Source organism: Streptomyces sp. NPDC058525, from assembly GCF_042719495.1.
Classification (GTDB): domain Bacteria; phylum Actinomycetota; class Actinomycetes; order Streptomycetales; family Streptomycetaceae; genus Streptomyces.
In genome coordinates, this window is the sequence record NZ_JBHXNP010000062.1 from 43,060 (window position 1) to 52,546 (window position 9,487).

Below are 9,487 nucleotides of genomic sequence, written 5' to 3' on the forward strand. Positions count from 1 at the left end.
CGGTATGACCACGGCAGAGCATCTCGACACGATCGACCGGCTCCGGGTGCGGGACTTCCCCACCGAGCCGGTCTGGTCCGGCGGGCAGAGCAGCGGCCCGGGTTACCACCTCGTCCCGGTCGGCCGGACCGCGGACTTCTGGGAGGACGGCGGTGCGGGCCGCACCGAGGCGGCCGACCAGATCAACGCCGAGTACGGGGCGCTCGCCCAGGCCCTGGCCGACCGGTGGGGAGAGCCACAGGTCTTCAGCCTGGTGTCGGTGAGGGACCGCGGGTTCGACGGCGAGGAGATACCGGAGCCGTGGGACGAGCTGAGCAACACCACCGACCACGTCCACCTGTGGCGGGCCGGGGAGCAGTGGCTGGTGGCCTACGTGGCCCAGTGGGACGAGGGCGACCCCTACCAGCTGATGGCAGGGGTCACGGTCGTCGACCCGCCCTAGGTTCCGGGGAGCTCGGGGGCTTCGGCGGCCGCGCGGAGGCGGGCGTACTCCTGGGCCATGGACTCGGCCGTCCAGTGGGCGTTGAGGCCGCTGGGGTTGGGCAGGGCCCAGACCCGGGTCGAGCCGATGGTCCGCTCCTGGGGGCCGATCTGCGCCTTCCGCTCGCCGAAGGCGGTGCGGTAGGCGGTGACGCCGACCACGGCGAGCCATTGGGGGCGCAGCAGTTCCACCTTGGCCGTCAGGAGGCGGCCGCCCTCGCGGAACTCCTCGGCGGTGAGCTCGTCGGCGCGGGCCGTGGCGCGGGCGACGACGTTGGTGATGCCGAGGCGGTAGGTCAGCAGTTCTTCCTGCTCCGCGGGGTCCAGGCGGCGGGGGGTGAAGCCGGACAGGTGCAGGACCGGCCAGAAGCGATTGCCGGGGCGGGCGAAGTGGTGGCCTGTGGCGGCGGAGAGGAGACCGGGGTTGATGCCGCAGAAGAGCACGCGCAGACCGCCCGTGACCACGTCCGGGATGACGCGGTCACGGGCGGCGTTCAGCTCGTCGGGGGTCAGAGGATCGACCCCGGCGCGTATCCGGCGGCCTCCGGGTGCTGCTTGGCGATGGCCTCGATGCGGGAGACCACCGCCGCGACCTGGTCACCCGCGGCGCCGGTGAAGGACAGCTTGTCGGCCATCAGGGCGTCGAGCTGGGCCCGGTCCAGCGGCATCCGGTCGTCGGCGGCCAGCTTGTCCAGCAGCTCGTTGCGCTCGGCGCCCTGCTCGCGCATGGCCAGAGCGGAGGCCACCGCGTGCTCCTTGATGACCTCGTGGGCGGCCTCGCGGCCGACCCCGGCCCGCACCGCGCCCATCAGGACCTTGGTGGTCGCGAGGAACGGCAGGTAGCGGTCCAGCTCGCGGGCGACGACCGCCGGGAAGGCGCCGAACTCGTCCAGGACCGTCAGGAAGGTCTCCAGCAAGCCGTCGAAGGCGAAGAACGCGTCCGGCAGGGCAACCCGGCGGACCACGGAGCAGGACACGTCGCCCTCGTTCCACTGGTCGCCGGCCAGCTCGCCGGTCATCGAGGCGTAGCCGCGCAGGATGACCATCAGGCCGTTCACACGCTCGCAGGAGCGGGTGTTCATCTTGTGCGGCATCGCGGAGGAGCCGACCTGGCCCGGCTTGAAGCCTTCGGTGACCAGCTCGTGGCCGGCCATCAGGCGGATCGTCTTGGCGATCGACGACGGGGCGGCGGCCAGCTGCACCAGGGCGGTGACCACGTCGTAGTCGAGGGAGCGGGGGTAGACCTGGCCGACCGAGGTGAAGGCCTGGGCGAAGCCGAGGTGGGTGGCGATCCGCTGCTCCAGGTCGGCGAGCTTGGCCGCGTCGCCGCCGAGCAGGTCGAGCATGTCCTGGGCGGTGCCCACCGGGCCCTTGATCCCGCGCAGCGGGTAGCGCTCCAGGAGGTTCTCCAGGCGGTCGTAGGCGACCAGCAGCTCGTCGGCGGCCGTCGCGAAGCGCTTGCCCAGGGTGGTCGCCTGCGCGGCGACGTTGTGGGAGCGGCCGGCCATGACCAGCTCGGCGTGCTCGCCGGCCAGCTTGCCCAGGCGGGCCAGGACGGCGACCGTACGGTCGCGGGCCAGCTCCAGCGAGAGCCGGATCTGGAGCTGCTCGACGTTCTCGGTGAGGTCGCGGGAGGTCATGCCCTTGTGGACGTGCTCGTGACCGGCGAGGGCGTTGAACTCCTCGATGCGGGCCTTCACGTCGTGCCGGGTGACCTTCTCGCGCTCGGCGATGGAGGCGAGGTCGACCGTCTCCAGGACGCGCTCGTAGTCGGCGAGGGCCGCGTCGGGGACCTCGATGCCGAGGTCCTTCTGGGCGCGCAGCACGGCGAGCCACAGCCGCCGCTCCAGCGTCACCTTGTACTCGGGGGACCACAGGACGGCGAGCTCCGCGGAGGCGTAGCGGCCGGCCAGGACATTGGGGATGCGGGGCTTGGCAGTCACGTGGAGGGAGTTTACCTGTCGTCCATGGAGGACTGCACGTGTCCACAGCGCGCAGGAAAATGCAGGTCACGGGGGCATTACGCAGCGCTGCGTGCGGTTGTCTGTGAGACGAGTGTGAGACGTCCGTCGTAGCAATTAACGAAGCCCCCGCCGGGCGTGCGGCGGGGGCTTCCTGTCGTTGCGGGGCCGGTCACCCGTCGCCGTCTTCGCTCGCCTTGACGATCCTGCGGATCTGCTGGCGCGTGTAGCCCGTGACCTCGCAGACGTCCTTCTGTGGTACCCCGTCGGCGTCCGCCTCTCGGATCGCAGCCGCCAGCTCTTGCCGCAGGATCTCGGACCTGGCCTCGGCTTCCCTGAACCGGCGCGCGAGGTGCGCCAGTGATCGCTTATCCATGACACACAGTGTTCCATTGAAGCTCATGGAACATGACGTTACCTAGATCGGGCACAAATGCCCAGTGTTCTTGGCGTTGATAATGGAACATGATGTTCCCTACGGTGAGTGCATCGCCTCGGAAACGAGGACGGCCCCGCCCGGTGGTTGCACACCGAACGGGGCCTGCGATGCGAACCCCTAGCCACAGGGAGTCGAACCATGCCCCACACCGTATACGCCCCCCTTCCTGCCGTCCGCGACGCCAAGCTCGATCCGTTCGACGCGGACCAGCGGACCCGCATTCCGGCCGCGGCAGCTCTCGCGGCGATAACCCCTGCCACTGCCGTGAACCCTGTGGTGGCCAACCTGCGGAACCCGGCCCTCGTCGCTGCCTGCCGGCGAGCGGAACTTCCCCCGCTGACTCCGGCCGCCGTCGCCGTCCTCATTGAGATCGCCGAGATGAAGGAGGGGGCAGACCCGAACTACGTGAAGTTCCTCGACTGCCTCGCCGCCCTCATCTGGCGGGCCGGCGACGCCGGGGCCGTCCTCGCCGAGGTCGCCAGCCTCATCAGCGCTGTGCGAGCAGAGGACGCAACGCGATGAGCCGCCCCGACGCGGACACCCGCGTCCTCCTCCGGCAGATCGCCGCCCGCCTCACGGCCGAGCGCCCCCAGCACCCCATGCGCGAGAGCCTCCGGGCAGCGCTCGCCCTGACGTTCGCGACCCGCCGGCACGGCTACGGCACCGACCGGGCGGCCCGTGCCGAGGAGCTGATCCTCGCCCACGCGCCTGCCGTCGAGCGGGGTACCACCCGCCAGCAGTACGCCGCCGAGCTTTGCCAGGCCGCGGGCGGCGCCCGATGACCTCAGCCCGCACCGTGACGGTGCCGACTCTGGACCACGGCTCGATCACCATTCCCGAACCCGACTGGTGCACCGGCCACCCCGAGGCGCCCGCCGAGTATCGCGACGACGTCCACCACGCCGGCCCGGAGTACCTCGTCGACCACGACGCGCGAGCCGTCCTGGCCGCCGAACTCGTCGAGTACCCGTTCGGCCTGCGCCCGGTCCCGCCGAGCGTCTACGTGGGGCTGCTCGTCCCCTCGGCCACCCTGGACCCGGCCGGCCTGGAGGCTCTGGCCGAGGTCCTCGTCGAGCGGGCGGCCGAGCTGCGTCAGCTGGCGCTGCGCCTGACCGTGCTTCGCGCGGGAGGTGCGTGGTGACGACTCCTGCTGAGATCGCCGACCGGCGCGCCAGGGTGCGCCAGCTGGCGCAGGGTGGCGCATCGAACCGGGCCATCGCCGCCAAGCTCGGTGTCTCGAAGGACACCGTGGCGCGTGACCTGGCGCACACCCCGGACCCGGTTGCGCCGCCCGTTGTGAGCCAGCGCGAGCGGCTGGCGCAGCGTGTGGCGCACGCCGAGCGGGCGGTGCGCCAGGCAAGCGCCGCAGCTGGGGCCGTTGCGTACGTCCGGCCGGCCGCCGTGTTCACCGACGACGCGACCGCCGAACGCTGGTGGCGCACCCTGCGCGAGGCTGCGGATCAGCTTGGCGCAGCGGCTGACGCGTTCGCGGCGCACTACCCGGCCGCCACCGAGTAGCTGGCGCATCTCGTGCTGCTCGCCGTGTTCTTCGCCGCGGCACCGGCCCGCGCCCGCGGCCTCTACGCGCTGCCCGCCCTTGGCACCGCCACGTTCATCCTCCTGCTCGCCGCGCTCGGCGCGGCCCTCCTCTGAGGACTCTCCATGGACTTCCCCACCTACGGCATCGTGTCGCTCGGCGGCGTGACCGTCGGCCTCTCCCTCCTCGGCTGAAAGATCACCCGGTGGTGGCCCGGCGCCAAGCAGGCCGGCAAGCCCAAGCACCTCCTGAAAGCTCCTCCCGTTCCTCCTCGTCTGGCTCTACGGGATGCTCCTCATCCTGTCCGCGGGCGGCCTGCTCGGCGCGGGCGCCGACTGGTCCCTGTGGGGCTCCTCCACCATCGGCGACGCGGTCCTGGAGCACGGGGTCGGAGGCGACACCCCGGACGTCACCCGCTCCTCGCACCTCGTGCTCAGCCCCGGCGGGCACGCGGTCGTCATCATCGCCACCGTGGTCCTGATCGCGGTGTGGACGAAGCGGCGGGGCTTCAACTGGATGATCGTGCGCGCCCTCGCCTCCGGGATCAGCCTCGGCCTGGCCTCCGGCGTCGCCGGGGTTGCCGGGTACGTTCTCTCGCCGGTCGTCTCGGCCGCCGGTGACGCCGTGACGGGCTTGCTGTGACCGGGCCCCGAGCGTCCCGCCTGGCCGTGCTCCAGCACCGCATGGTGGTCGGCAACGGCCGGTTGCTGGAGTCGCCGTCCCGCTGGTTCGACGTGCCCACCCTGGGCGCGCTGGTGGTCCGCATCGCGCTGCCCATCGGGGGCTCCTCGGCCGGGCCCCGCAGTTCATCTACGCCGTGCCGGTCGCGTGGCTGGCGGCCGTGTGGTGGCTGTCCGATTCGTCCGCCACTCCCCCACCGCTCTCCGAGACCCCTTCTGGCGACGTTTACGCAGGTGAGATCGTGCGTGTCGACCGCGTCGAGAGGGGTCCGGAAGGGGTTATGTGCACCATCCACGTGGTCCGCGAGGAGGTGAACGGCCCATGATCCGAGCCCTGTTGACCCGCTTCCGTGCAGAGTATTGCGAGGCCTGCGGCTGGTGGATGAAGCCCTTCTATGGGCACTGACCCGAGCTTCTGCAACTGGTTGCACAGGAGCCCCCGACGCGTGCGGATCGCGTCGGGGGCCCCGTGCTGCCCCAGCCTGGCCGTGTTCCGCCGAGACCACGGACGGGCCGGGAGATCAGTAGCCGCGCTCCCGCTCAGCCTGCGTGATCCGCTTGCAGGCAGGATCATCCGCGACGTGCGTGTGCTGGTCGGGCCGGGCAGCGGATGCCGAGTCCACGGGGATCGTCTTGCCCTCGCCGCGGATCACGCGGTCACAGAGGCGGCAGATCTGGCCTCTAGCGGTCATGGGTCTCTCCTCAGATCCAGCAGAGTTCGGGGTGGTGGATGACCTGTCGGCTGTAGCCGCAGAGTCGGCAGCGGCCCACCGTGCTGCCGCAGTAGCCGGGCTCCAGTGGCGCCAGCAGCTGGCACCCGGCGCACAGCACGTGCTTCCGCCTGCACTGCCCCTCCGGATGCGCCAGGGACGGCCGGACTTCCATGTTCAAGAGCGCCAGGTCGACCGCGCCCAGCAGGTCATCGCCGGGCATCACTGGGCCTCTGGGGCGGGGCAGCACCACACCTCGACGTCGAGGGAGTGGGCGCCGTGTCGGCCGAAAAGCCAGCCGCGGGACACCGCGCCGGTCGTGAGCCGCTTGCCGCAGACCACGCAGGCCCGGCCGGCTCTCTGCTCCCACGCGAGCCCGTACACCTCGGGCAGCGGCGCCCGGACGCACGACGGGGCCGCCATCAACGGGCCCGGGTCGGGAGAGTGGCGAACCGCCACCGCGGCACCAGGCCACGCTGCTCACGGCATGGGGCGCACGCGTACAGCACGACCGGCGGCCCGCACGAGCGGCCGGCGAACCGCACAGGGCGTGCAGTCTCGGATGATCCATCGTGGTAGTGGCACCAGTTCACGGGGCTGGTCTCGGCGCCCGTGGTGCCCGCTTGTGTCGCCATGACCAGGACCGTAGGAACCCGAGGCCGGGCCCGTCCGCCCCATTGCGCGCGATTGCGCGCAGTGCCGGGCGGGTTGGGACGGGTTGCTCAGGCGGCTGCAACCGCGTGGCGTGCGCGGGCGATCAGCCGGTGCGCCTGCGCCCCGTAGGCGGCCGCGGTGTGCAGTCCGTCCCATGCCCGCCCGTACAGCGCGAGGTCATCCGCAGAGTCGTAGGACAGCTCGGTATTGACCGTCTCCACGATGACCCGCTCCTCATCGAAGATCCAGAACCCATGTTTCGGAGTCAGCGGCAACGGCGCCCCGAGCGGCACGATGCCGAGCTCCACCGTGCTCATTCCGATCAGGCCTACGAGGCGGTCGAGCTGGCCGGCCATGACCGCACGCGGGCACACGAGGACGTGCAGGGCTGCTTCCCACAGCAGCACCCGGAAGAGCTTGCCTGGCTCGTACAGCACCTCTTGGCGGCGCATGCGGGCGGCCACCGCGGCCTCCGTGTCGCGGGGCGACTGCATGAGCATGGTGTTCGCCTCGATCAAATGGCGGGCGTAGTCCGGGGTCTGGAAGAGCCCCGGGATCACCGTGGCTTCGTAGCCGCGCATGGTCGCGGTCTGCTGGTACTCGACGACGTACCGGTCCTGCACCGGCCGGTGCCCTGCTGCAAGCTGGCGCCGCCAGGAACGCTGCTGCGACTCCAGCCCCTTGAGCCGGCTGCGAAGGTCGGCGGCCTGCTCCGGGACGCCGGCGGCGGACGCCCACGCATCGGTGTCGGCCTCCGTCGCGGTCTGCTTGCCGTTCTCCAGCCGGGACACCTTCGACCGCTGCCAGCCGATCCGGGCGGCGAAGTCCTTCCCGTTCAGCCCGGCCTCGGCGCGCAGTTCCCGCAGGCGCGCGCCGAGGGCCACGCGGCCGCTCTGAAAGTCTGTGCTCACACGGACGAACGTACCTGCGCCCACACCTCGCCTGAAGGCATGGCGAGGGGCCAGGCGCGGTCCCTGGCCCGGCACGCGGCCAGCACCTCGGCGGGGTCGTCGACGACCTCGACGCCGGTCGTGACGTCCTGGTCGTCGATGTGGAAGCGGACCAGGGTCCGGGAGTCGAACAGCCAGAAGTCGTAGGCCGGCAGTTCCAGCTGTACGGCCTGGGCGCGGGCGAGTACGCGGATGTCCTCGCCGGGGTTCGCGGCGGCGGCCGCCATCAGGAACCGCTGCCCGTCAGTGGGCGGCTCGTCGATGATGCGCACCCGGGAGAACGAGGCGCCCTGCTCGGCCTTCTCGCGGACGTTGACGTGCCACGGGTTGCCGGGCTCCGGAGCAGGTTCGGTGCCGCGCATGAAGGCCTGGAAGCGGGCGCCGGCCCGGTCGGAGGCGTAGCCGCGTCGGGTCTCCAGCCGGAACGCGGTGTGCTCGAACTCGGCGAACAGGTGGGTGATCGCCTCGAAGGGGACCAGCACGCTCACTCCTTCGGCGCGAACCGCGTGAGCAGGTCGCGCGGGATGACCACGAACGTCTCGTGCTCCCCGACATCGCGCAGCTGCGCGAGGTGCTCGGGGTCGGTCAGCTGCTCGCCCTGGACGACGATGTCGCCGGTCTCGACGACCTCGTACAGGGTGGGGCAGTTGCCGTACTCCGATGTGGTGCCGATAAACCGTAGGGTCATGGCTCGCTCCGTCCTGGCTTGTGGGGCTCCAGGATGCTGGCCACGAGCGGGGGGTGGGGGCCGATTGCAGCAGATTGCTGGAGGGCAGTTCCGCACGGGTGTTTGCACGCAACGGTGCTCAGCCTCCTCACGGTGAGGAGGCTGAGCACCGCCTACGGCTAGCTACGGCTTGGGTGGCACTCGCAGCCGAACAGGTTGGTCCTGCCCCTCCCAAGTGAACTCAAGGACTGTCGGCAGCGAGCCCACGAGACCAGCGAGCATCCTCAAAGGCTGCACGTCACCAGGATCCAAAATGAGGTTGGGTGGTACATCCGGCGCCTGAAAGTCGAAGGCCGTCAGAAGCCGGAGGTTCCTCGCTGGCGCAGTGCCTTCGTTGATCAAGTGCCATGTATGACCTTGGTGGAACACGATCGCGAGCGCGACCCGTGGCCTCCGAACATCTTCCTCTGCTGCGCGCCTGGACGCCGCCTCATCTCGCTGCAAAGCCAAGGCCTCCTCCGCCGCAGACGCTGAACGAACAGCGCCGTCAGCCGACTTCCTGGCCTCGGCCAGGGAGGCCTCTGCGGCGTCAGCTGCCCGCACCGTCGCGGCGGCTGACCTCTTGCTGTCTCCGCGCGCCTTCAGGCTGATGAGTGCTGCCCCGCCGGCCAACGCGAACGCGGCCCACGAGGCCACGTCTCCCCACTCCGGTCCGCTCATGGCGTGACGATAGGGCAGCAACCGTGCACGAGCGAGAAATCAGCAAGTTGCCCGACCTCTCGCGCAGAGGGGCCGGGCGGGTACGGCTCGGGATCAGCCCTGGGCCGGCTGCTGCAGCGCCTCGTCGAGGCCGGGGGCGGACTGCAGTCCGATGCGGGCCTCGTCGGGGTCATCACGCAGCCTCCGGCCCGGTCTTGCAGGCCTCGGCAGTGTGCCGGATCGGAGACGCCGAGGGGCCCGGCGGCATCTGCCGCGGGCCCTTCGCGATTCCGGTCAGGTCTCCAAGCTTGCTACAGCCCGATCGTTACGGTCTTGGCGTGGCCAAGCCTCACGCCCGTGTGCAGCCGAACTGGGTAGCCGGCTCGTCTGGCTCGCGAGCAGAAGGTGTAGTCCTCAGCCAGAACCTCACCGCGTTCGACGGAGCCGTCCCACCAGGGGAGCAGCTCATCTGCCCGCTGGTCGCGCATGTGCCGGAACACGTCACGGTGGATGAGCAGAAAGCCTGTACCGACGAAGTCGACGTCCACCACCTCATTCGCAGGGAAGTCGCGGAGAGCCTGTAGGCGCCCATCACGCAGGTTGGCCGCGACTGGGTGTCTGTAAGCACTTCTTTGGGCTCCAGGGTGGGAACGTGAAGTGGCTCCACGGGGTGTAAGAAGTTGATTTGGCTCCACCCGCTCCTGGTACGC

The 9,487-nt window shown here is 70.6% G+C and carries 18 protein-coding genes; 8 read left to right on the top strand and 10 right to left on the bottom strand.

What is annotated here, in order from left to right; translation table 11 throughout:
- Nucleotides 1-4 precede the first annotated feature (4 nt).
- A complete protein-coding gene (locus ACFWP3_RS26330) occupies nt 5-442 on the top strand; it encodes a hypothetical protein (RefSeq protein ID WP_384225556.1) in 438 nt (145 codons plus the stop codon).
- Here the strand turns inward: ACFWP3_RS26330 and mug are convergent.
- From mug to ACFWP3_RS26345, 3 genes are all read right to left on the bottom strand, one after another.
- Nucleotides 439-993: a G/U mismatch-specific DNA glycosylase gene (gene mug, locus ACFWP3_RS26335; RefSeq protein WP_384225600.1), complete on the bottom strand. Its 555-nt coding sequence runs from the start codon at nt 991-993 to the stop codon at nt 439-441. The two genes, ACFWP3_RS26330 and mug, sit on opposite strands and share 4 nt — an antisense overlap.
- Complete coding sequence (gene purB, locus ACFWP3_RS26340; RefSeq protein ID WP_384225558.1) at nt 990-2,423, bottom strand: adenylosuccinate lyase; 1,434 nt, start codon at nt 2,421-2,423, stop codon at nt 990-992. The genes mug and purB overlap by 4 nt, the downstream gene beginning before the upstream one ends.
- Before the next feature lie 190 nt (nt 2,424-2,613).
- A complete protein-coding gene (locus ACFWP3_RS26345) occupies nt 2,614-2,817 on the bottom strand; it encodes a helix-turn-helix domain-containing protein (RefSeq protein WP_384225559.1) in 204 nt (67 codons plus the stop codon).
- 201 nt (nt 2,818-3,018) lie between these two features.
- On the opposite strand from ACFWP3_RS26345, the gene ACFWP3_RS26350 reads away from it, so the two are divergent.
- The 6 genes from ACFWP3_RS26350 to ACFWP3_RS26375 all read left to right on the top strand — a co-directional run bounded on the left by ACFWP3_RS26350 (nt 3,019) and on the right by ACFWP3_RS26375 (nt 5,059).
- On the top strand, nt 3,019-3,402 hold the full coding sequence (locus ACFWP3_RS26350; RefSeq protein WP_384225562.1) for a hypothetical protein: 384 nt from the start codon (nt 3,019-3,021) through the stop codon (nt 3,400-3,402).
- Nucleotides 3,399-3,662 (top strand): hypothetical protein, encoded by a 264-nt coding sequence (locus ACFWP3_RS26355; RefSeq protein ID WP_384225563.1) that lies wholly within the window; start codon nt 3,399-3,401, stop codon nt 3,660-3,662. Before ACFWP3_RS26350 ends, ACFWP3_RS26355 begins: the two co-directional genes overlap by 4 nt.
- Nucleotides 3,659-4,021, top strand: a complete 363-nt coding sequence (locus ACFWP3_RS26360) for a DUF6907 domain-containing protein (RefSeq protein WP_384225566.1) — start codon at nt 3,659-3,661, stop codon at nt 4,019-4,021. The genes ACFWP3_RS26355 and ACFWP3_RS26360 overlap by 4 nt, the downstream gene beginning before the upstream one ends.
- Nucleotides 4,018-4,398, top strand: coding sequence for a hypothetical protein (locus tag ACFWP3_RS26365; RefSeq protein ID WP_384225568.1), 381 nt, complete (start codon nt 4,018-4,020; stop codon nt 4,396-4,398). The genes ACFWP3_RS26360 and ACFWP3_RS26365 overlap by 4 nt, the downstream gene beginning before the upstream one ends.
- Before the next feature lie 12 nt (nt 4,399-4,410).
- Nucleotides 4,411-4,533 (top strand): hypothetical protein, encoded by a 123-nt coding sequence (locus ACFWP3_RS26370; RefSeq protein WP_384225570.1) that lies wholly within the window; start codon nt 4,411-4,413, stop codon nt 4,531-4,533.
- A gap of 172 nt (nt 4,534-4,705) precedes the next feature.
- Nucleotides 4,706-5,059, top strand: coding sequence for a hypothetical protein (locus ACFWP3_RS26375; RefSeq protein WP_384225572.1), 354 nt, complete (start codon nt 4,706-4,708; stop codon nt 5,057-5,059).
- A gap of 559 nt (nt 5,060-5,618) precedes the next feature.
- Here the strand turns inward: ACFWP3_RS26375 and ACFWP3_RS26380 are convergent.
- The 7 genes from ACFWP3_RS26380 to ACFWP3_RS26410 all read right to left on the bottom strand — a co-directional run bounded on the left by ACFWP3_RS26380 (nt 5,619) and on the right by ACFWP3_RS26410 (nt 8,798).
- On the bottom strand, nt 5,619-5,789 hold the full coding sequence (locus ACFWP3_RS26380; RefSeq protein ID WP_384225574.1) for a hypothetical protein: 171 nt from the start codon (nt 5,787-5,789) through the stop codon (nt 5,619-5,621).
- A gap of 10 nt (nt 5,790-5,799) precedes the next feature.
- Entirely contained in the window at nt 5,800-6,030 is a 231-nt protein-coding gene (locus ACFWP3_RS26385; protein ID WP_384225577.1) for a hypothetical protein, read from the bottom strand.
- Entirely contained in the window at nt 6,030-6,266 is a 237-nt protein-coding gene (locus ACFWP3_RS26390; protein WP_384225579.1) for a hypothetical protein, read from the bottom strand. Before ACFWP3_RS26390 ends, ACFWP3_RS26385 begins: the two co-directional genes overlap by 1 nt.
- A gap of 263 nt (nt 6,267-6,529) precedes the next feature.
- Nucleotides 6,530-7,372 carry a helix-turn-helix domain-containing protein gene (locus ACFWP3_RS26395; protein WP_384225581.1) on the bottom strand — a complete coding sequence of 281 codons (843 nt, stop codon included), beginning with the start codon at nt 7,370-7,372 and terminating at the stop codon, nt 6,530-6,532.
- On the bottom strand, nt 7,369-7,893 hold the full coding sequence (locus ACFWP3_RS26400; RefSeq protein WP_384225585.1) for a DUF6879 family protein: 525 nt from the start codon (nt 7,891-7,893) through the stop codon (nt 7,369-7,371). The genes ACFWP3_RS26395 and ACFWP3_RS26400 overlap by 4 nt, the downstream gene beginning before the upstream one ends.
- Nucleotides 7,894-7,895: 2 nt before the next feature.
- Nucleotides 7,896-8,099, bottom strand: a complete 204-nt coding sequence (locus ACFWP3_RS26405; protein ID WP_384225588.1) for a hypothetical protein — start codon at nt 8,097-8,099, stop codon at nt 7,896-7,898.
- A 162-nt stretch (nt 8,100-8,261) separates the two neighbouring features.
- Entirely contained in the window at nt 8,262-8,798 is a 537-nt protein-coding gene (locus ACFWP3_RS26410) for a hypothetical protein (protein ID WP_384225590.1), read from the bottom strand.
- A 317-nt stretch (nt 8,799-9,115) separates the two neighbouring features.
- Here ACFWP3_RS26410 and ACFWP3_RS26415 point away from each other — a divergent pair, with 317 nt between their 5' ends.
- On the top strand, nt 9,116-9,361 hold the full coding sequence (locus ACFWP3_RS26415) for a hypothetical protein (protein ID WP_384225592.1): 246 nt from the start codon (nt 9,116-9,118) through the stop codon (nt 9,359-9,361).
- The last annotated feature ends 126 nt before the right edge of the window (nt 9,362-9,487 follow it).

What these genes read in the sequence shown, in the direction of transcription:
- ACFWP3_RS26385 (WP_384225577.1), bottom strand. Translation starts at nt 6,030, where the DNA reads ATGCCCGGCGATGACCTGCTGGGCGCGGTCGACCTGGCGCTCTTGAAC.
- ACFWP3_RS26330 (WP_384225556.1), top strand. Translation starts at nt 5, where the DNA reads ATGACCACGGCAGAGCATCTCGACACGATCGACCGGCTCCGGGTGCGG.
- ACFWP3_RS26405 (WP_384225588.1), bottom strand. Translation starts at nt 8,099, where the DNA reads ATGACCCTACGGTTTATCGGCACCACATCGGAGTACGGCAACTGCCCC.
- ACFWP3_RS26350 (WP_384225562.1), top strand. Translation starts at nt 3,019, where the DNA reads ATGCCCCACACCGTATACGCCCCCCTTCCTGCCGTCCGCGACGCCAAG.
- ACFWP3_RS26410 (WP_384225590.1), bottom strand. Translation starts at nt 8,798, where the DNA reads ATGAGCGGACCGGAGTGGGGAGACGTGGCCTCGTGGGCCGCGTTCGCG.
- ACFWP3_RS26360 (WP_384225566.1), top strand. Translation starts at nt 3,659, where the DNA reads ATGACCTCAGCCCGCACCGTGACGGTGCCGACTCTGGACCACGGCTCG.
- ACFWP3_RS26380 (WP_384225574.1), bottom strand. Translation starts at nt 5,789, where the DNA reads ATGACCGCTAGAGGCCAGATCTGCCGCCTCTGTGACCGCGTGATCCGC.
- ACFWP3_RS26355 (WP_384225563.1), top strand. Translation starts at nt 3,399, where the DNA reads ATGAGCCGCCCCGACGCGGACACCCGCGTCCTCCTCCGGCAGATCGCC.
- ACFWP3_RS26375 (WP_384225572.1), top strand. Translation starts at nt 4,706, where the DNA reads ATGCTCCTCATCCTGTCCGCGGGCGGCCTGCTCGGCGCGGGCGCCGAC.
- ACFWP3_RS26345 (WP_384225559.1), bottom strand. Translation starts at nt 2,817, where the DNA reads ATGGATAAGCGATCACTGGCGCACCTCGCGCGCCGGTTCAGGGAAGCC.